At 40.8% G+C, this 21,089-nt stretch carries 14 protein-coding genes; 4 read left to right on the top strand and 10 right to left on the bottom strand.

From position 1 onward, the window contains the following. Positions 1 to 62: 62 nt before the first annotated feature. From BM000_RS09020 to xylF, 5 genes are all read right to left on the bottom strand, one after another. Positions 63 to 1,916 (bottom strand): beta-glucoside-specific PTS transporter subunit IIABC, encoded by a 1,854-nt coding sequence (locus tag BM000_RS09020; RefSeq protein ID WP_091497077.1) that lies wholly within the window; start codon positions 1,914 to 1,916, stop codon positions 63 to 65. A 210-nt stretch (positions 1,917 to 2,126) separates the two neighbouring features. Then, positions 2,127 to 2,969, bottom strand: a complete 843-nt coding sequence (gene licT / locus BM000_RS09015) for a BglG family transcription antiterminator LicT (RefSeq protein ID WP_091497075.1) — start codon at positions 2,967 to 2,969, stop codon at positions 2,127 to 2,129. 202 nt (positions 2,970 to 3,171) lie between these two features. After that, the gene (locus BM000_RS09010; RefSeq protein WP_091497073.1) at positions 3,172 to 4,332 is read right to left on the bottom strand and encodes a sugar ABC transporter permease; all 1,161 of its coding nucleotides are present in this window, start codon (positions 4,330 to 4,332) and stop codon (positions 3,172 to 3,174) included. Next, a complete protein-coding gene (locus BM000_RS09005; RefSeq protein ID WP_091497071.1) occupies positions 4,329 to 5,852 on the bottom strand; it encodes a xylose ABC transporter ATP-binding protein in 1,524 nt (507 codons plus the stop codon). Before BM000_RS09005 ends, BM000_RS09010 begins: the two co-directional genes overlap by 4 nt. Before the next feature lie 65 nt (positions 5,853 to 5,917). Then, entirely contained in the window at positions 5,918 to 6,976 is a 1,059-nt protein-coding gene (gene xylF, locus BM000_RS09000; RefSeq protein ID WP_091497069.1) for a D-xylose ABC transporter substrate-binding protein, read from the bottom strand. 241 nt (positions 6,977 to 7,217) lie between these two features. On the opposite strand from xylF, the gene BM000_RS08995 reads away from it, so the two are divergent. Continuing rightward, complete coding sequence (locus BM000_RS08995; protein ID WP_091497067.1) at positions 7,218 to 7,601, top strand: helix-turn-helix domain-containing protein; 384 nt, start codon at positions 7,218 to 7,220, stop codon at positions 7,599 to 7,601. A gap of 541 nt (positions 7,602 to 8,142) precedes the next feature. Further along, positions 8,143 to 10,647 (top strand): cellulase family glycosylhydrolase, encoded by a 2,505-nt coding sequence (locus tag BM000_RS08990; protein ID WP_091497167.1) that lies wholly within the window; start codon positions 8,143 to 8,145, stop codon positions 10,645 to 10,647. A gap of 277 nt (positions 10,648 to 10,924) precedes the next feature. Here BM000_RS08990 and BM000_RS08985 read toward each other — a convergent pair whose 3' ends face one another. From BM000_RS08985 to BM000_RS17185, 4 genes are all read right to left on the bottom strand, one after another. Next, positions 10,925 to 11,800, bottom strand: a complete 876-nt coding sequence (locus tag BM000_RS08985) for an ROK family protein (protein WP_091497064.1) — start codon at positions 11,798 to 11,800, stop codon at positions 10,925 to 10,927. 57 nt (positions 11,801 to 11,857) lie between these two features. Next, complete coding sequence (locus tag BM000_RS08980; protein WP_245751618.1) at positions 11,858 to 13,387, bottom strand: glycoside hydrolase family 43 protein; 1,530 nt, start codon at positions 13,385 to 13,387, stop codon at positions 11,858 to 11,860. A 160-nt stretch (positions 13,388 to 13,547) separates the two neighbouring features. Then, complete coding sequence (locus BM000_RS08975) at positions 13,548 to 14,873, bottom strand: TcaA 3rd/4th domain-containing protein (RefSeq protein ID WP_091497062.1); 1,326 nt, start codon at positions 14,871 to 14,873, stop codon at positions 13,548 to 13,550. Positions 14,874 to 15,023: 150 nt separating this feature from the next. Further along, entirely contained in the window at positions 15,024 to 15,179 is a 156-nt protein-coding gene (locus BM000_RS17185) for an LPXTG cell wall anchor domain-containing protein (RefSeq protein ID WP_091497060.1), read from the bottom strand. A gap of 444 nt (positions 15,180 to 15,623) precedes the next feature. Here BM000_RS17185 and BM000_RS08965 point away from each other — a divergent pair, with 444 nt between their 5' ends. Further along, positions 15,624 to 17,276, top strand: a complete 1,653-nt coding sequence (locus tag BM000_RS08965; protein ID WP_091497057.1) for an extracellular solute-binding protein — start codon at positions 15,624 to 15,626, stop codon at positions 17,274 to 17,276. A gap of 107 nt (positions 17,277 to 17,383) precedes the next feature. After that, entirely contained in the window at positions 17,384 to 17,623 is a 240-nt protein-coding gene (locus BM000_RS08960) for a hypothetical protein (protein ID WP_091497055.1), read from the top strand. 228 nt (positions 17,624 to 17,851) lie between these two features. Here the strand turns inward: BM000_RS08960 and BM000_RS08955 are convergent, their stop codons facing one another. Continuing rightward, on the bottom strand, positions 17,852 to 21,088 hold the full coding sequence (locus BM000_RS08955) for a DEAD/DEAH box helicase (RefSeq protein WP_091497053.1): 3,237 nt from the start codon (positions 21,086 to 21,088) through the stop codon (positions 17,852 to 17,854). Position 21,089 lies beyond the last annotated feature (1 nt).

Genomic DNA, 21,089 nt, shown 5'->3' with positions numbered 1-21,089 from the left:
TTTTTAAATAACTTGATGCATGGCGCATGCTAATTCAATTAACATGCACCACAATTTCACTATTACAATGTAACAGAGGTTAAAATAACATCAGACTTCGCTACGTTTGCTTGGTCCGTTTCAATGATATCAGTAAAGTCTTTGGTATTTGTAATAATAACTGGCGTTGTTGTCTCGTAGCCTGCTTGTTTAACAGCTGCAATGTCGACCTCTAAGATCAACTGACCTTGCTTCACCTTTTGTCCTTGCTCAATGTGTGCTGTAAAGTGCTCGCCATTTAACTTTACAGTATCAATGCCAATGTGAATTAACAATTCAACACCTTCATCTGAAATAATACCAATGGCATGATTAGTCGGAAAAAGTGTCGCGATAGTGCCGTTAAATGGTGCATAAACCTTGCCATCCTCTGGAACAATTGCAATCCCTTTACCCATGGCTTCTGTTGAAAAGGCATGATCATTTACTTTTGCCAACGGTAATGTCTGTCCCTTTAATGGTGAGTGAATGGTTACCCGCTCACCTTTAACAGGCGCTTGTGCCGTTGTGTCTTTTTCTGCGCTATCACCTTCGTCAAAACCAAAAACATAAGTTAAGATCGTCGTTAACACAAAGGCAATGGTAATACTAATAATATAGTAAGCAAACGTATCCGTCATAAACGCTGGTAAGGTAGTTAATGCCGGGAATACATACGCCATAACGGTTGTGTTCATAGCACCGGCAAAGGCACCACCCACCGTTCCACCGATTAAGGCAGCAATCATTGGGCGCTTGTATTTAACAGATAGCCCGTAAACTATCGGCTCGGTAATGCCTGCTAAAAGCGCAGGTAACATTGACGATAACGCTAATGACTTAAGCTTTTTATCCTTGGCTTTTAGGAAAACACCCATTGCAACACCTGCCTGAGCAAAGGTTGCATTTGCTACTGGTGGTCGAATCGTGTCAAAGCCAGTGTTACTTAAGTTCTGTAGCATAGCCGGTACAATTCCCCAATGGACACCGAACATTACCAAGAACGTCCAGCCCCCACCGATAAGAGCTCCCGTCAATAAGCCACTTGTGTTACTCATAAAGTCAATAAAGCTGGCAATGCCATTCCCTACATACACACCGAATGGTCCAATTAGAATTGCAGTTAATGGTACCATCACAAGTAACGAAATCATTGGTACGGCAAACATTTGAATAACAGATGGAATATATTTTTTCAAGAACTTTTCAATATAAGAGAACATCCAGATTGCTAAAATAGCTGGAATGATTTGGCCATTGTAGCGCATTAAGACAACAGGTATGCCTGCAAAGCTTACTACATCACCAATCTCATTAATTAAGCCAGTGAAATTCGGCTCCATCAATGCTCCCATAATCGCAAGCGCGACAAAGGTATTGACGCGGTAAACTTTAGCAGCTGACACCGCTAAGGCTAAAGGAAAGAAATAGAACACCGCGTTTGATGCTGCATTTAAAATGAGATAAGTGCTACTTTCAGCTGATAATCCAAAATAAGTGGTTAAAATAACCAATAGTGCTTTTAACATACCCGATCCAGCTAACGTTGGTACCACCGGCGTAATGATGCCCGACATCACATTAAACAATTTCGCGATAACGTTGTTTGACTTACCAGAATCATCCTGCTCTACGTACGCTGATTCTCCTTTAATATCGTGATTCTCCATTATAGCATCATAAACAGTACTTACTGCATTGCCAATCACTACCTGATACTGACCATTACTAACGACTGCAGAAACAACACCATCTAATGCTTCTATTTTTGCCTTATCGAATTTACTACCACTGTTTAGTTTAAAACGTAGCCTTGTCATACAGTGATAAAGGCTGGCAACATTGTCTTCTCCTCCAACTGCTGCAACAATATCTTTTGCTAAAGCTTCTTTACTCATTATTTTCACTCCCCATTTTTTTAGAACAACTCGGCTAGTCAAAAGACATGCCTTTAATTGAACCCATTAAATAATTTGGTTATTTTTATACCCTTTAGCACAGAAAAAGGCATAACCCAATTGTCAACAATAGACCCACTAATTGTGGCCACAAAAATTGTTGTGCAATCAGGTTATGCCTTCTTCAGTAACACCCTGTTCGTTATTAAGTTAGCTGTCATTGCGAATGGTTAATCGTGCAATATGAAGCACCAAGTAGACAATTTCAGATTCGGAGATCTCCTTCTGGTACCCATTTTCAACATAGGTCTTAATCTTTTGCGCACAGGCAAACGCAGCAGGATACTTGCTTTGAACCCTTGGATAGAGATCATCTTCATTATTTGCCAAATGATCATTTGCAACAATTCGCTGCGCAAAGAATTTCAAGTGCGTAACCAAACGACCGTAATTCCAGGAATCTTCATCGTAAACAAGGTTAAAATGGTATTTAATAATTCCTAAAATATCCTGAACAATGTTGGTTATTTTAACCGTTTTATCAATCTCATTTCCTTCAGTTTGGGTATTAATAATATGCATGGCAATAAAGCCAGCCTCATCCTCATTAAACCTAACATTTAGCTTGTCCTTAATTAATTCTAGCGCTTTCAAACCAACCTTAAACTCTTCCCGGTAAAATTTTTTCGCTTCCCAGAGCAGGACGTTACGAATTTCCTCGCCCCTTTGATACCGAGTAACCGCAAAATACAAGTGATCCGTTAAGGTAAGAATTGCATAATCACTTATTGAAGCACTTAGTGTGTTACGAGCATAATCAATGATATCCTCAGCAATTTCGACATATTCAATCGGTATTTCACTAAGTAAGTCAGCTAGCTTTAACGAGAAATCTTTAGTAGCAAGCGTAAAGATCTTGTTAATCTTGTTTTGATCAATAACCGCACCGGGCTTCAAGCCGAACGAAATGCCGGGACCAAACGCGACTACCTCTTCATGCTGGTCAGTTGTCGCTAGCACAACATTGTTATTCAAGGCTTTCTTAAGCTTCATCCATTCACCCCCTTTGACTAAAAAAATGTATAAAAAACCCGGGTCAAGCCCATTGTTTTAAACTAAATAACAACGAACCAAAACCCAGGTTATGCCTTCTTCAGTAACACCCTGTATTATTTATTAAGCGTTTTCGTAGAAAGTATACAATATCTATTTTCTGCTGTCAAATCTTTTTTATTAAAGACCTATTGCTAAATTCCTACACGACTTCCTTTCGATTAGCAATATCGATCCATACCGCTATAATTAAGATAAGACCTTTAACAATATACTGCCAAAATGTTTGGATGTTCATCATGCTCATGCCGTTATCAATACTTGCCATAATTAACGCCCCAATAATTGCACCAACAATTTTACCCTTCCCGCCAGTTAAGCTGGCACCGCCGATCACGCAAGCAGCAATAGCATCTAGCTCATACATATCACCAGCACTTACAGTCGCTGCATTTAACCGACTGGTTAGCATGATACCAGCAAGACCAGCTAATGCCCCCATTAACACAAAGACGAGCAACGAATGCTTTTTAATATTAATACCCGATAAGGCAGCAGCTTCCTTATTACCACCAATTGCATAGATATAACGTCCAAAGGCTGTCTTGTTTGATATAAAAATAAAAACGGTCCCGAAAAAGGTAACGATCAGCAACGGTAATGGCACACCGTAGTAAAGATTTAATAAAAATGTGATGGTAAACATAGATAAGGCAGTAAAACTGGCTTTTCCATAATCGATAATTGCATGGTTAAGCTCCAAATCAAGCTCCGCTCGCTTCACCCGATTTCGCCATGCTGCTAGTATGATTAAAAGCGTGCCCATAATGACGATACTATAGCCAATTCCAAATGGCAGGTAACTATTTGAAATAGACCGGAAGCTATAATCAAGCGGTGCAATTGTCCGACCTTGACTAATGCCAATTAACATACCACGAAAAACGAGCTGGCCACCTAAAGTAACGATAAACGCAGGCACAGCCCGATAGGCAACCCACCAGCCTTGCCACAAACCGAGTAGGGCACCAAGTAAAACCGCTACAATCACAACCAGAACGGTATGCCAGCCGTACCAAACCTGCAGAATGGCTGCTACACCACCTGTTAAACCAGCTAGTGAACCAACAGAAAGGTCGATATGTCCTGTTACAATAATTAAGGTCATACCAATTGCTAAAATAGAAATAACAGCCATCTGATTAAAAAGATTAGAAATATTTCTCGGTGAGAGAAATTCACCATTTGTGAAAATAGTAAAGATCAGCGCTATTGCAATTAAGGCAATAATTAATGTATAGGATTGAACATTAATCGTTAAGCTTAATTTGTCTTTAAGCTCACGTTTAATTAATTTGCTCATTTTTTAGCCCTCCTCAAGGTCGCGTATTTCATAATCACTTCTTGATTTGCTTCTGCTCGCGATAATGACGCTGTTATCCCTCTTTCACTCATCACGAGAATACGATCAGATAGCCCGAGAACTTCCGGTAATTCAGATGAGATAATAACAATCGCTACACCATTCTCCGCTAATTGATTAATAATCTTGTAAATTTCATATTTCGCTCCTACATCTATTCCTCTTGTTGGTTCATCTAGAATGAGGACTTTAGGGGTAGTAAACAACCATTTACTTAGCACGACCTTTTGTTGATTCCCTCCACTTAATGTCCCCACCTGCGCTTCAAGAGAGTGTGCCTTTACTTTCATCTTCCGAGTAAGTTCTTCAGACTTTTTCACTTCTAAAGCTTTATTAATCAACTGATTTGACATGACTTTTTTTAACGCTGCTAACGTAGCATTTTTAGCGATATCCATTTCTAAAATAAGTCCGTATTTTTTTCGATCTTCAGAAACATATGCTATACCGGACTTAATTGCATCGGCAGGTTTTCTAATTATCACTTCCCTGCCATCGATCATGATCTGACCGGAATAGTGCCCTTCATAGCCACCAAACAAACTGGTGAATAATTCTGTTCGACCAGCCCCCATCAGGCCTGAAACACCTAGAATTTCACCTGATCGAAGGGAAAAGCTAGCTTGTTCGACCAGCACCTCTTGATCAAACTTTCGTTTAAATTGAAACTGGTTAACAGACAGAATTTCCTTTCCCAGCTTACGTTTTTGATAAGGAAATAACTCTGAAAGCTCTCTTCCGACCATCTTGGTCACAATTCGCTCCTCAGTTAGCACGGTGATCGGATCGGTGCTTACCGTTTGACCATCTCTTAACACAGTCACTGTATCAGCAATTTCCATAACCTCATTAAGCTTGTGCGAAATGTAGATACACGTTACACCTTTATGCTTTAACGCCTTTAATAGCTTCATTAAAACTGCCACATCGCTTTCCGTTAAAGCAGCAGTAGGCTCATCCAAAATGACAATACGCGCATTTCGCGTTAGTGCCTTAGCAATTTCGACAAGCTGTTGCTTGCCAACCGTTAAATCAGCTAACCGCCGCTCTGGATCAATCGCCAAGCCCACTTGTTTCAGCCAATACTGTGCATCGGCATAAAGCATCTGCCAATTAATGAATGGTTGCTTCATCTGGTCACTACTTAGAAACAGATTCTCAGCAACAGTCATCTCCGGCACAAGGGCAAGTTCTTGATAAATAATAGCAATTCCCGCCTCTTGGGATGCTTTAATTGACTTAAAAGCCATTTGCTCACCGTTAATAAAAATAGCTCCAGCAAAGCTGTCATCTGGATAGACACCGCTTAACACCTTCATCAAGGTTGACTTGCCAGCCCCATTTTCGCCACAAAGAGCATGAATTTCTCCTGTCTTGACGGAGAAACTGACCTGATCAAGGGCCTTGACACCGGGAAAGGTTTTTGTAATATCCTTCATTTCCAAGACAAAATCAGTCATCGTACTTATCCCCCCTCGTTGATCACGGGCACAGCCCGCATCAACGTTTTTTTGAACAAAATGTGTTACGGCTGATCTGGTCGATCAGCTTCTGGCACATTACGGAACACGTCAGCGAAACTGTGGAAGCCATCAACAATTAGCGTTTCAACCAAATTATCAATGGTAACGCTAATTGGATCTAATTTAATAAACGGAACATCCACCGTACCATTGTCGACAGTCTCATCAGCCTCAAGTGTCTCTCCAGTAGCCACTTTAACTGCGACCTCGGCATTTCGAGTCGCAATATCGCTAATTGGTTTATAAATGGTCATTGATTGCGTTCCCTCAGCTATGCGTTGCACAGCGGCTAGATCTGCATCCTGCCCAGAAATAGCAACCTCTCCAGCTAAATTCTGGGCAGATAATGCCTGAATTGCTCCACCCGCAGTGCTATCATTTGTCGCCACGATCACATCAATTGTATTACCGGTAGCCGTTAAAGCGTTTTCAATTATACTCAACGCATTTTCGGCTGACCAACCATCGGCCCACTGGTCACCAACAACTTCAATGTCACCGCGATCAATTAATGGCGTTAAGATATTCATCTGTCCTTCCCTAAACATGTGCGCATTATTATCGGTTGGCGCACCGCCTAACAAGAAATAACGACCAGTTGGGACTGCCTCTATTAAATATTCGGCCTGCATCTCCCCGACCCGAACATTATCAAATGAGACATAAGCATCAACGTGCGCATTGTTAATTAAGCGATCATACGCAACAACAGGAACCCCTTCTTCTTGTGCTTGCTCAATGACTGGGCTTAATGCATCAGAGTTATTAGCAATAATAACAAGCACATCCACCCCTTGTGAAAGCATATTTTGAATTTGCGACAGCTGCCGCTCATCTTGACCATCGGCTGATTGCACAATAACTTCAGCTCCTAGCTCCTCAGCCCGTTCAACAAAAATATCGCGATCATGTTGCCAACGCTCAAGTGTCAGATCAGCAACCGACAGTCCAATCGTAATGTCAGTATTACCAGCTTCGGTATCTTCCCCTTCGGCAGCCTGTCCACACGCCGTTAAAACAAGTGAAATAACCACAATAAATCCCAATAGCTTTAGCTTCATAAAATAAACTCCTTTTCTAATTAGTTCGTTTAATAAACAAACAAAGTAAAGGCTATGACTCTAGTGAAAAGAGTTTAAAAACCCTTCAATACCAGCACATCCGTAAATGTCTATTAAACGCTTACATTGGTTATTATAAACAACAAAAGATTGTTTGTAAACAATAAAACAACATTTAATTGGATGTTGTGAATATCTAATTTCTACCCTGTATAATTCAGCCAAGATAGGAGGAATATTAATGAAATTATTTCAAGAACGGCTAAAATTATTGAGAGAACAGCATGGCTATAAGCAAGACTTCATTGCAAAGAAACTAAATATTACTACAAGTGCCTACGGATACTATGAACAAGGAAGGAACGAACCCGCCTTAGAAACCATTGTTAAACTCGCTAATATTTTTGATGTTTCAATTGATTACCTACTTGGCCATAATTCAAGCAAGCAAGTAAGGAACTCTCAGGTTTCAGAAGGAATAGCATTGTATCAGGATGAGCTTGCTGCAATAGAAGCGCTAAAGGAAACAGGGTTATTACGCGAGCTTTGCAAATCTCCTAAAGCAAATACCGAACGACTCGCACGGTTTTGGTTTTTTGTTAAAAATGAAATTGAAGAAGATTAGCGACAAATGCTAATTTGTTATTGCTTCACACCATATACCAATGCAATTATTTTAAAACTCCATCTACGGTTGTATCGGCAACAGATTGACCCGGCTTTTTTTTCTATGTCTTCTAGAATAATTTTAGTTCTTTCAAGCAAGGACTAACTCAATACCCCATCTCCATTTTGCTTTTCACCTCGATAAATAGGATAAATGTGTGACTATCCACTGATTAATAATTATTTTTTTAAAAAGATTACCTGTAGAAGTTTCACAATTTTATAAGCTATTTCTCACAGGATCTGAGATCTATCTTTAAAATAATTGGTTAAAAAACGAATGTATACCATACTTTCAACTCAATTTTCTTAGCTAATCCAAGTGATAAAAATATGCCTTTTGCCCCCCTCTAGTCTTGGAGTGATTTTACCACTAATTAGTTCGGTATAATCTACTTTCTACATATGATAACCTTTTTGTAAGCGTTTGCAATTTTGTTGCAAATATTGTGAAAGGAGGTTCATTAGTTAATTAAACCAAGTAAAAAGGAGACGCATTTATGAAGATCAAATTTACTTTAGTAACCATTCTAGCATTTTTTGTTCTTTTACCTAGCTTTACTACTGTCGCAGAGGAGGTTTATGATATTGAGGATTATGCAGATGCGATGCAACCAGGCTGGAATCTGGGTAATACCTTCGATGCGCTTGGAGCAGATGAAACCGGTTGGGGTAATCCACGTGTTACCAGAGAATTAATCCAATCCATTGCCGCTGCTGGTTACAACAGCATTCGCCTGCCAATCACCTTTGACCAGCGGATGGATGGAGCACCAGACTATACAATTGATGCCGACTTTTTAGCCCGTTATACACAAGCAGTCGATTGGGCGCTTGAAGCGGATATGAAGGTGATGATTAATATTCATCATGACTCTTGGGTCTGGTTAGAAAACCAAATGGTTACCGATCAGGCTGAGGCACTTGCTCGCTTTGAAGCAATCTGGGAGCAGCTAACCGCACACTTTGCAGACCATTCGATTGATGTCATGTTCGAGAGTATTAATGAGCCTCGTTTTAATACTGATGAGGAGCATGCGCAAGAGCTACTTGATCTATTAAACGATCGCTTCTATGACATCGTAAGAGATTCTGGTGGTACTAACGCGATTCGACCATTAATTATTCCAACAATGGATACCAGCTCTGATCAAGAAGATGTTGAGCCGTTAGTTGCATGGATTGACAAGATTGATGACCCTTATTTAATTGCGACTGTACACTATTACAGCTACTGGCCATTTAGTGTCAATATCGCGGGCGTAACTGAATTTGATCAAGAATCAATTGACCACATGCATGAGCAGCTTGGCCGTGTGCACAGTGCCTTTACCGAAAACGGCATCCCTGTTGTTGTGGGCGAATTTGGTTTGCTTGGCTTCGATACGCATGTTGATACTGTTCAGCAGGGTGAAAAGCTAAAATTCTTCGAGTACGCGATTCACTACATGCAAGAAAATGACCTTGTTCATATGCTTTGGGATAACGGACAGCATTTTAACCGTCTCAACTACACTTGGTATGATCAAGACTTTTATAATATTATGCGGGCCGGATTTGACGGACGCTCGGCAACAGCTGAACGGGATTTTATCTATTTTAGACAAAGTGAAACGATAGCAGACCGTGAGCTTGCCCTCAATCTTCATGGACTTGCTCTAGAGGAGATTAGTTACAACGGCACCACTCTCGTTGATGGAACAGACTATACCGTTAGTTCTGACGCGGTCCTCTTTAGTGCCAGCTTTTTAGAACAAGTCGTTGACCTTGACCAAGCTGGTGTAAGTGCAACTGTGGAACTACATTTTAATCAAGGGCCTAACTGGAAAGTAAACCTAATTGTCTTTGATACACCAGTCACGCAAGACAATACGGGACATTATCACGACTTTTTCATTCCAATTAATTTTAATGGCGATCAACTTGCCACGCTTGAAGCTGTATACGATGATGGAACAGCAGCCGGTCCTAATGATTGGACGACCTTTAAAGAATTTGGTCGCGTCTTCTCACCAGACTATGGTCAGAACCGGATTACCTTCCCTTACGATGGGTCAACTGGGGACAGCTACTTGTTTAATGAAATCGAGTCAGGCGTTCCAGTCACCCTTCGCCTTCACTTCTGGAGTGGTGAAGTGCTAGAGTACGAACTTATCCGCGATGGCAGTAACATAACGGGTTATGCAGTCGAAAATGATTCTCATGAACCTGAGCAGCCTGAAGAGGAGGAAGAAGAAGAGGAAGAACCTGAGACGGTCGAGCAGATTACCGTAGATGGTGCTACTGTTTATGTTAGCGATGACTTTGTAAATGAAACCGCTAGCAATAGCAGCTTTGTACTAGATTTAACTGATTTAGCTGTCACAAGGGTATCATTAACGGCTGACCAAGTAGCAGCTTTAAACGAAAAGGCCGCGACAATTATCATTGAACTGCCCAACCTAACCATTCGAATACCAGCCGCAAACTTAGCTGGTGCTGCTCAGATTGACTTTGAATTATTGGTCGATCAAGCTTTACCAAACGAACAAGCAGCAGAAAGTGCAATCTATCAACTGACGATTACAGTTGATGGCGAAATTATTCGATCATTTGCCGAACCGATTGAGCTCCAATTTACTTATACAGGTGAAGCAACACCGGATGAGCATTTAGCAGTATACTATTGGAACAGCGACAATGACAGCTGGGACAAGGTTGGTGGTGAAGTGGATGGTAATTACATTACAGCTAGTACCGACCATTTCAGTATCTTCACCGTTTTTAATCCTAATATCTTCTTGACTGAGGATGACGATCTGGATCAAGATGAGCAAGAAGATAGCGTCACACCAACTCCTGCACCGGAACAAAGTACGCCAGGCGGAACTGGAAATCAGCATGCTGGTATTTCACTACCTAATACAGCGACATCGATGTTTAATTATGCTATAGCAGGAGTCACTATCTTATTAATTGGAGCTGGAATATTGCTTTACATTAAAAAACGCCAATTACTGAATTAAATGAATTTCATAACTGCTTTTACGGATTCCAAACATGAACATTTTAAAAAACTTTTTAAGATTAGCGTGTTGACTGACTTTTACCTAAGGATACAACAACCTTTACCTCGGTCATTCGTAACACGGTGCGACGGTTGAGTGTGCTAAGCTAACCGTTACATTGATTATTAATAACTAGCTAAATTAATTGGAAAGCTTTTTCTAAACAGAAAACAACCGTGCGCTTTTAATAAAAACGCACGGTTGTTTAAACCGATGGCTTAGAACACTTCATTAATTAGCTACAAACTTTAAAGAAATGATTCGCTGCACCAATCAAATTGGCATCTGCCTGAAACTGACATAAGCGAATTTCTGGATAAACAGTTAGCTCATCTATTTGGTCAACGAGTTTCCTAATGGCCTGATTAATTTGTTCAACTAAACCGCTTCTCGTGCTTATCCCACCACCAATGAGCACAAGCTCCGGATCATAAGCGGATTGGATATTACATATTCCCATGGCTAGGTTAGCATAGAAGCGTTCAATTGCCTCCAGCGCTGCACTGTCGCCTTCCTCAGCCAATTGGAACACTGCTTCGCCTGTTAAAGCACCTAAGTCATGGGCTTTTCTAACTTGTCTAACTAAGGCAGCCGTCGAAGCGACGCGACTATATGCTTGTAACTTGCCATCCTCATTCACAATCATCTGGCCCCATTCCCCACCTTGACCGTGAGCCCCTTTGTGGATTTGTCCGGCTTTAACAATTGCCCCGCCAATGCCCGTCCCAATGACAAACGTGACAAAATCTTGCACATCAGTTGCTTGCCCTACCCAGCCTTCAGCCAAAGCAGCACAATTAGCATCATTCTCAAGCGCAACGGGTAATCCCGTTAAGTTAGCAATGTCCTTCTTTATATTAGGCCCATGAATATAGGGCAAAGCACTAACTCCTGCAATTACACCATTATCCTGAACAGCTCCAGGGGCGCTAAGTGCGATCCCGATTATTTCACTATCAATTTGACTAGTCGTTGCCTGAATGACAGAATATAACTCAGCTAACGCAGTAGGTGTCGTGACTTTTTCCAAGTGCTTTATTTCCCCACCCTCGGAGACAATTGCTCTTTTAATAAACGTTCCTCCAATATCAAAAGCTAGTACATGGCGCATGATGCATTCATTCCTTTCATAATGACGAGCCTAAAAAAATTTACAGTCTATTGCGAATTAATGATATGCACAAGTAAAGTTAGTAAATTCGGCAGCGTATTTTTGATCTACACTATGATCAGATCCAACCGCATATAACCCTATAAGAACACCGGTAAATCCACCAGCCACTTCAGATGATAGATATTTTGTTTGAGCTTGACCAAGCTCTATCTGTCCGGCACCCGTCTCTATGAAGAAGCTATAATTGATACTATCCGACTTAATCATTAACCTTGCTTGATCGGTTTGACTTAAATTAATTGTATTCACAACAGATTTAATATCCCCAATATTTAGTTTTAACTTCCCTTCAAGATGTTCCCCATTTTTTTGCAGATATAAATCATAGTGATGATTTTCATCCATATATAGCGTGATGCCTGCCGATCCACTCTTTAATTTAAGATCAAAGGAGGTTTCCATCGCAAAGTCCTTTTGTCTTAATGCAATAAATGTTGGGGATTCAGCATGATCAAGCGTAACATTAGAGCCATTAAGATGTAATTGGTCCGCTTCCAAATAATAATTTTCTAAATCAGGATGACGTAAATAACACCAATCAATAGCCCATGCTGTGTTTTCAAAAGTAAAAATCTTCTTCTCTGTTTGTTTAACATCTTGCGGAATTCTATTTGTTTCAAAGCTAGCTAAGGTTGTGCCATTATGACCAGCAGTAAACCAACCGTCTTGGTCAAATGTAACCGGCGTTAAAAATACTTCTCGACCAAGGTGATGGTAAGTAAACCAGCGATGAATTTGACGGAAGCCAAGATGAAGCATCCACCAATTACCATTGTTATCCTCAATTAAATCACCATGACCAACACCTTGTACCTCATAACCACCTAGATTACGATTGGTTAACACAGGGTTTAAGGCATAACTTTCAAATGGGCCATGCGGAGATTGACTTCTAGCATAGGTAACCATATGACCATATTCAGTGCCACCCTCAGCTGCCATCAAGTAGTACCAATCATTTATCTTGTATAAATGTGGCGCTTCTAGATACCGGCCACCTGTTCCTTGCCAAATGATTTTGCTTTCAGACAATTTCTGACCGTTCGTAATATTAATCTCGCATTGCACAACACCGCCAACGCCATGATCATCTTGACCATTACTGATAAAAAATGATTGACCATTTTCAAAAAATAAATCAGGGTCAATTCCCCCTTGATCAACAATAATAGGCTCAGACCAGTCACCGTAAATATCATCGGTCCATAGATAAAAATTCTGTTGCGTTGTGGCATTTGTTGTTACCATATAAAATTTTCCATCATTATAGCGAATTGTCGGGGCAAAAATCCCCCCTGAACTCTCGATTTTGTTTAGATCAATTTGACTTTCTCGTGTTATACAGTGCCCAATTTGCGTCCAATTAACAAGATCCTGGCTATGGAAAATAGGGACACCTGGGAAGTATTGAAAAGAACTACATACAAGAAAAAAATCATCACCAACCTTACACACACTTGGATCTGGATAAAAGCCTTTTATAACTGGGTTTAAATAGTGATTCATTGCTGACTGTGTTGACATTACGGAGAATCCCCTTTTCATTTTAAATTTCACGTTTTTTAAATGGGCGCGCTTTCAAAGCATTATAGCACATTTACCGGATGTTTTTTTATAGTAATAGTTAGTGATTATTTGCATAACTTAGAGTTGGTCAATAAGGTTAGCTAACGATTAAGTACTACTAATCCCCTATTTCCTTGATTGCTTGTAATTTAATTTGCTCCGTATCAGGATTGTAATTAATTAATCCGCTTACAGTCATGACATCAACTATATCGGATTTACCAGAATTATGGTCAAATATTTCTTCACGTGTTAACTGGTAATCAACTTGATAGGTATTCACATCAACCCATTCGATCATCTCAACGTTTGAACGCAAATACAAGCCTTTAAGGTTGGGATCACTGCTGGCGGCTTGCTCGTAAAGTTCCTGATAGAGCGAATTATCTTTCCCATTAAATAATGCCGCTTCAATCTGGGCAGCATTTGCTTCACTAGGTTCTCGGCTAAATGCTTCGAGATTAAAATAGAAGGCTTGCACAAAATGCTCAATGTCGCTATCAAAGACTTGGGCCAGATCAAACATATAGTCCATGCTTCCCTCACTAACGGGAACAACATCAGATACATGACTACCTGAAGGAAACACTTTTCGTAACGATAGTTCACTCCCTTCCTGATAATCAAAAGGGCCAAACTCACCTTCGTAATCTGTTAATTGACCAATATGGTCATCGTTAAGGTACACCTCAGCGGATTCAACATTTGAACGAACCCTAATCATGATTCCATCTATTGGTACAAAGACATGGACAAGCTGGCCGCCTTGACCAAGCAAAGTAAGCTGCTCTTGATTATAAAAAGCACCAGACTGATCCATTTGCACCTCAAAAAGATGCACACCAGGTGCGACTGGGCCGATACTTATCTGGTGCTCTGTTTGATACTGATTATACGATTCCCCATTTACAAATAGAAAGGCACCATTGGCATCAGAGTTCACCTCAAGATAAATTGGCGTAACCATTAGCTGATAACGATTAAACAAGCCAAAGAAACGCCCTGATTGTAATAAATAAAGCTCATATTGCTGATCAAAGCCATCCTTGCCATGCTTCAACCGGGCAGCTAGCTCATTAATGTAATGAGCTTCCTCAGCAAGCTGAAGAAGCGGAGAAATGTTCGCCTTATTAATTGTAAAATCTGGATTAACTGTATCGAGTACATCTGCCAGTTCCTCAGCATCTCCTCTTTCCAGTAACTGCATGTATCGATCAACTTGGGCATCGATGCGATAGTAATGAGCTAATCCAAAGTAAAGGGCAGCTAAACATAAAATAGTCCCTAATGTAATGGCTAGCTTAATTTTTTGCCGCTTTGAAAATAACTGTTGATCTTGTGAGCATTCGATTAGCTCATCTTCTTTGTTAGCCAATGGCTGGCTACAGACTGCACATGTGGTCGAATGCTGAACAGTTTGTTCGCCACAGTTTTGACAAATCATTATAACACCCTCACTATTGTTATTAAATTCTTTTTCCTATTTCTATACTACGATAATACTGGATGTTTGTCACCAGATAAAGGTAAATTAAAGCCGCCAAATATGTGTCTTTAGACTATATTTGGCGGCTAGCTCACTAGCTATTCTGTTTTAGTTTTTAACCATGCGCCGTTTTTTATTAACAACTAATAAAATAATACCCACAGCAAGCATAACGAAGCTGCTTATCATGTAATTGTACATTGAAGTAGCTGTGTTTGGAAGCTTCTCCCCACTCGCACCACTCCGTCTAGCCCCAGACTCCATTGCCGAGAGTATTCACCAGTGAAGAGAAATGTCCGTAGAGGAATGGTAAGCATATTACATTTAACATTATTACAGCAATGATAAAATAAATAATTGAGCTTGCTTAGCTAATCGTGATGATCAACAAGCAAGGTACAAAGATTGATTATGGTAATACGGTTAGCTGCGACCAACATTATTTTTTTAAAAAAATGCTCAGGTTAATACTCAAAGCTTCTTATTCGACCTTTAAAAAAACAACGCTATTCTCTACGTGAAGTTAGAAGGAGTGGTGTCGACGTTTGGTAATGCTCATTTAAATTAGGACTATTTAATTAGAAAACTATTACATCTTTAGTTATTTAAGGTTATTATATAGTTTTTTGGTTTAAATCTTACTTCATTCCTTTAAAATGTAAGTGTTTTCATCAACGTGATGAAGGCCAAAAAAAGGAGGTAGCGACGATGATAAAGATAAGAAAATCTCTTCAACTGGCACTTTTACTTCTGTTTCTCGTGATTCTAATTGCTTGTAGCAATAGGGAGACTGATACGGTCACAAACGAAAGTGGGACTGAGTCTGTCACCTATGAATACTTTATTGGCGGTCGTGGTAAGGACATGAATACGAATGAAACCGAGATTGGCAAGCAATTTGAAGAGGAAACTGGGGTGAACTTTCAAGTTGAACACATTGTTGGTGATCTAAATGAACGAATCGGTGTTATGATAGCAGGTGGGATTTACCCTGATGTCATTGTTGGCGCTGGAACGGAGGATATGCTTGTTGACGCTGGCGCATTTATCCCGCTCAATGATTTACTTGAAGAGTATGGTCAAAATATTCTTGACATGTATGCTGACTACATTGATCGCTTCACTTATCCCGATGGTAATATTTATTACATTCCCTTTGGAGCGACAATAAATGATTACCAACCACCTGCTAATATAGAAGAAGGCGCGTTTTGGATTAGACGTAGCGTGCTAGAAGCAAATGATTATCCAGAGATTAAAACACTAGAGGAGTATTTTAATCTCATTACCGCTTATGCTGATGAAAACCCCGAAATTGATGGGATGACGACGATTCCATTCACCGGAATGGGCTATGACACCAGCTTTTTCCGAATATCAAACGCGCCTAATCACCTAGCCGGATTCCCAAATGATGGTGGGGTAATGGTCGACATGAATACCCACGAAGCGCGTGTCTATGCAGATTCTGAATATGCTAAACGCTATTTACAGGCTCTAAACGAACTTAATGAAGCGGGGTATTTAGATCAAGAGATGTTTGTTATGAATCGTGATGATTATGCTGCTAAGCTCTCATCAGGCCGTGTCCTTGGCTTTTTTGATTACAGTTGGGGGATAAGGGATGCCATGAATACCCTTCGCGATACGGGTAAGCCAGAAGCAGAATTCATGGCATTTCCAATCGTTTTTGATGAAGAGATGCAGGATCAGTACCTTGATCCCCCTGCCTTTGTCCAGAATCGTGGCGCGGGGATAACGATTAATGCGGCTAACCCTGAACGCATTATTCAATATTGGGACTATCTCATTCAAGAAGATAATCAGAAATTAATTATGTGGGGGATTGAGGGTGAGCATTATCAAGTCAATGATGAGGGCCGCTACTATCGCACAGCTGAACAGATTGAACAATTACGTTCCCAATCATTCCTAGATGATTTCGGTATGAATACATTTGCATGGAATTGGCCACGCCTAAATGGCACTTTCGCTGATGGCAACGCAGTTGATCCAGCTCGTCAACAAGAAGTAGCGAGAGAATCATATACAGATGAGGACCAAGAGCTCCTTGACGCTTATGGCTTAGAAACATTTTCAGACTTATTCAGTCTACCGGAGGAACGGCCATGGTTTCCAGCTTGGAGCGCTAGCGTTGTCCCTGGCTCCGATGTCGACATGTTTTCCACAAATGCTGACGAGGTGCTAAAGCGCCATTATCCGCGCATTATTCTCGGTGATCAAGCTAATTTCGAAGCCGCTTGGAACGAATTTGAGACTGAGTATCGCGCGTTAAATGTGGACGCATATGAAGCATTTTTTGAATCAATCATTCAAGATCGCCTTGAAGGCAACTGGTAAATGATTAATGAGCACATTCTCTTAAAAAAGGTTATCTGCCATTCTATTAACAATAGTCCGAGCTGAAATGATAGAATAAAGGTAAGCCGTATTAAAGGAGGATCTCCATGCTCAAGCAACTGTGTAATTTACTAATTGTTCATGTATACGATGATGAGGACTTTAAAGAGGAAGTTGCCCTTCTGTACAGTTTAACAAGCCAATACTATCTGAAAATACCCAGCCGACACATCTTAGAAACAAAAAAAATAAAGGGAAAAAGATTTGTTATCTCACTAAAGGATGCCTTTTTCATTCAAAGCCACGAAGTGAAAAAAAGAATGAATGACATTAGAAGAAGAGAATAACGACAGATGCATGCATCATCAGTAGCGATACGCCCCTTTTGCTTATTAAAAAGTGCCTATTCAGTAGGGGTAAAATAAACGAAGTAAAGCGGCAATTGTTAGTTAACTTTGGTCACGGTTAGCAATTGCCGCTTTATGCTGTCACAAAGGGTTAGCTTATATCCTATTTCTCTCTTGAAGGTATCCAGACACTACAATTCCGAGCTATTAAGTGTTGCCCCAGCACTGTCAACTCAAACTTAGTAACTCACGAATGTCCTGCTCACTTAAACTCGAGACATTTGTTTCACCTGGTTGAATAATGGTTTGGATCAGCTCACGCTTTCGTTCTTGTAATTGATGAATCTTCTCTTCAATTGTGCCTTCCGCAATTAAGCGATGAACCTGAACAACCTTTTTCTGACCCATTCGATGTGCTCGCCCAGCAGCTTGCTCTTCAACAGCGGGATTCCACCACAGGTCATAGAGAATAACCATGTCTGCCCCCGTTAGGTTTAAGCCTGTTCCGCCGGCTTTTAATGAAATTAAGAACAGATCATGCTCACCTTGATTAAAACGGTCAGCCATATTCACCCGCTCCTGACTCGGTGTTTGACCATCGAGATAAAAGGCGGTTAATCCTTTTTGTGCAAGAGCCGTTTGAATAATCTTTAACATACTTGAAAACTGCGAAAAAATTAACAGCCGTTGGTTATTTTCTAGCGCATTTTCGATCATTTCCATAAGATGGTCAAGCTTCCCTGATGTTCCTGCATAGTTTTCAATAAATAACGATGGATGACAGCATATTTGTCGTAGCCTTGTTAATCCCGCTAAGATCTTCATCCGACTTTTTTGAAAGCCGTCTGTTGATAATGCTGAAGCTGCCTCTTCTTGAATCCGGGCAAGATAGGCAAGGTAAACTTGCTTCTGTTCCTTCGTTAATTCAGAATGCTGAACAGTATCGACTCGATCTGGTAGTTCCTTTAATACGTCTTGCTTAAGGCGCCGTAAAATGAACGGTCGACTCATTTTTGCGATCTGCTCATGCGATAGCCCTTTAAATGTCCGCTTAGCTGGAAACAAACCAGGCATAATGACTTGAAATAAGGACCAGAGCTCAGTCAAAGCATTCTCAATTGGTGTCCCACTCAAAGCAAAGCGTCGTGCCGCCTGCAACCGCGTAACAGCTTTGGTGATCTTCGTTGTATCGTTTTTAAGTGCCTGTGCCTCATCTAAAATCAGGATTGAAAACGTCTGATCCTGATACAACGCACTGTCTTGCCGGACAAGTGGGTACGAGGTAATCCAGACGTCCTTCTGAGTAAGCATCGTTACCGCATGCTCACGTTCAGCTTTCCCACCATATAGTAAACCAACATTAAGACTGGGGGCAAATCGTTCCAGCTCACGCAACCAATTGTAGACAAGTGAGGCTGGCGCAACAATTAACGCGGGGTGCGCCAATACATGATTACCCTGCTCCCATTCAGATAAAATATAGGTAATGGCTTGAACAGTCTTGCCCAGCCCCATATCATCAGCCAGAATACCACCGAAACAATAGCTACTCAAGCTGCTAAACCATTGAAAGCCGTCATATTGATAGTCACGTAGGTCAGCTTGTAAACCGTGAGGAAGCGCATAGGACTGTGCGGTCGGATTTCTTAATTCCTGAAGCAGCTTGCGAAATCCTTGATTATATTTCACTTTTTCAGAGCTATTAGCAATTTCATCAAGTTGAACACTCCGATAAGCAGGTAATGAGAGCTTACCCTGCTTAATCGCTTCCTCACTAAAGTCAAAGGTCTCAATCAGCTCACCAATAGCTGAGTAGGCAACTTGCTCAAGCGGAACAAATGCGCCACTGTTAAGGCGATGATAGCGACGCTTTTCTGTCAGGGACCTGAGCAGATCGGTAATTTCTTCATCGGCAATCATTGAAAAGTCAAAACTAACATCCAGTAACTGGTTCGACGCATTATAATCTGTAGCAATGGTCGGATAGTGACGCTCTTCAATAATCAATCCTTTAGCCGCATCAGTCATAAAAACAGTTGCCACTCCCTCAATTAATGGCAGGCTTTGATAGAAAAAGGAGAACATCTCTTCTTCATCCTCCAGATACAGACTCGCACCATTATAATGAAAAGCTGCTTGTTCAAACACGCTCATAATCATCGCTTCATTGTCCACATCACGAATTAAAAATCTATGATCGGATAATTGAACCTGCTTATCCATCGCATTAAAAACCTGTTCCCCGTAGCAATGCTCAATTCGGGCAACAAGCTGCTGATCAAGATAGTCGAGATAAACATTTGATTCCCGCTTCTGACTAACAATGTTACGCGCAATACTGGGGGCTACCGTTACTCCCCCAACCTTCTCAAGCCTCGGCATGACATGAGAAAGAAAGCGATTCATTTGTTCTTGCTTAACCTCGAGGATAGGAGAATATAGCTGGCTAGCAAAGCGTACAAGCTCTCTAGCATGTGGCTGTTGAGCATGAGTTAACTTATAAATTGTTGTGTTAGCAACTACATAGCCGTAGTTTTCAAAATAAGGATACGCAATCAATGCTTGCAAATCAATTTCGTAGTGCAACTGGCCTTTTGTTAAGTCAAATTGGTAAGGTGATGCCTCCTCTAGCCATTTCAACTGAACATTGGCTGAATAGCTGCGGTCAGTGACCGAACAACGAAGCTTTGCCAATTGCGGCAAGATGGTATCAGCGACAGTTGATGACAGTACCACACCACGGTGATAGCCAGAGAGCGAGTGACCAGCTTGCGCGTAAAAACGCTCTTGCTGAAGCGCGTTAATCAACTGAGTAATAATTTGCTCATCCTCAGCCTTAAACTGATGAAGCATTGGCTCATAAGTGAATTTGCTCGTAAAGTAAAATGAGCGCTGTTCAAGACAAGCAGTAAGAAAATCATAAATATTCTTCACGACATAAGTTCGCTCAACCCCAACTTTTAGCTCAATCGCCAACAAGTTAAGATAGTCAGCTTGAATATTTGTTTGAAGTGTATATTCTACCGTAAGCCATTGCCTATTAGGCTGTGCGATTGTTTGTTGCGGCAGCGTTGCTGGTACTTCAGCAAACAGATCAATCAGTTGTTCGGTTCGATCAACGGGATTTTCAAAAAAATCAACAGACCGTCCCTCATTAAACCATTCGTCCTCTTCCCGCTTCATTTCATCCAATTCATCACAAATTTCGAGTAACACAGCGACGATATGCTTGCACTCATCATACTGAGCAAAGGCTGGGCAATCACAGAAATGATTTTCCAGCGGCTTCTTGCCGTCAATTTCGACATGGTACTCTTTTGAGCCTAGCACATATGCAGACCATTGCTTTTCTAATACTTTATGTTGAAGGTCGACAACCCGATCTTGGCGATAATAGGTTAAGCCGCGTTTATAAATTGTTGTGGAGAAGGCTTCATTAATGGCTGTTCTTGTGAAAATAGTCATA

This window comes from Amphibacillus marinus, assembly GCF_900110345.1.
GTDB lineage: Bacteria > Bacillota > Bacilli > Bacillales > Amphibacillaceae > Amphibacillus_D > Amphibacillus_D marinus.
The sequence above is the reverse complement of the archived record's forward strand: the minus strand, read 5'-3'. Positions and strand labels throughout refer to the sequence as shown.

What these genes read in the sequence shown, in the direction of transcription:
- licT (WP_091497075.1), bottom strand. Translation starts at nt 2,969, where the DNA reads ATGAAGCTTAAGAAAGCCTTGAATAACAATGTTGTGCTAGCGACAACT.
- BM000_RS17185 (WP_091497060.1), bottom strand. Translation starts at nt 15,179, where the DNA reads ATGGAGTCTGGGGCTAGACGGAGTGGTGCGAGTGGGGAGAAGCTTCCA.
- BM000_RS08990 (WP_091497167.1), top strand. Translation starts at nt 8,143, where the DNA reads ATGAAGATCAAATTTACTTTAGTAACCATTCTAGCATTTTTTGTTCTT.
- BM000_RS08955 (WP_091497053.1), bottom strand. Translation starts at nt 21,088, where the DNA reads ATGACTATTTTCACAAGAACAGCCATTAATGAAGCCTTCTCCACAACA.
- BM000_RS09010 (WP_091497073.1), bottom strand. Translation starts at nt 4,332, where the DNA reads ATGAGCAAATTAATTAAACGTGAGCTTAAAGACAAATTAAGCTTAACG.
- BM000_RS08965 (WP_091497057.1), top strand. Translation starts at nt 15,624, where the DNA reads ATGATAAAGATAAGAAAATCTCTTCAACTGGCACTTTTACTTCTGTTT.
- BM000_RS09005 (WP_091497071.1), bottom strand. Translation starts at nt 5,852, where the DNA reads ATGACTGATTTTGTCTTGGAAATGAAGGATATTACAAAAACCTTTCCC.
- xylF (WP_091497069.1), bottom strand. Translation starts at nt 6,976, where the DNA reads ATGAAGCTAAAGCTATTGGGATTTATTGTGGTTATTTCACTTGTTTTA.
- BM000_RS08995 (WP_091497067.1), top strand. Translation starts at nt 7,218, where the DNA reads ATGAAATTATTTCAAGAACGGCTAAAATTATTGAGAGAACAGCATGGC.
- BM000_RS08985 (WP_091497064.1), bottom strand. Translation starts at nt 11,800, where the DNA reads ATGCGCCATGTACTAGCTTTTGATATTGGAGGAACGTTTATTAAAAGA.
- BM000_RS08960 (WP_091497055.1), top strand. Translation starts at nt 17,384, where the DNA reads ATGCTCAAGCAACTGTGTAATTTACTAATTGTTCATGTATACGATGAT.
- BM000_RS08980 (WP_245751618.1), bottom strand. Translation starts at nt 13,387, where the DNA reads ATGTCAACACAGTCAGCAATGAATCACTATTTAAACCCAGTTATAAAA.
- BM000_RS09020 (WP_091497077.1), bottom strand. Translation starts at nt 1,916, where the DNA reads ATGAGTAAAGAAGCTTTAGCAAAAGATATTGTTGCAGCAGTTGGAGGA.
- BM000_RS08975 (WP_091497062.1), bottom strand. Translation starts at nt 14,873, where the DNA reads ATGATTTGTCAAAACTGTGGCGAACAAACTGTTCAGCATTCGACCACA.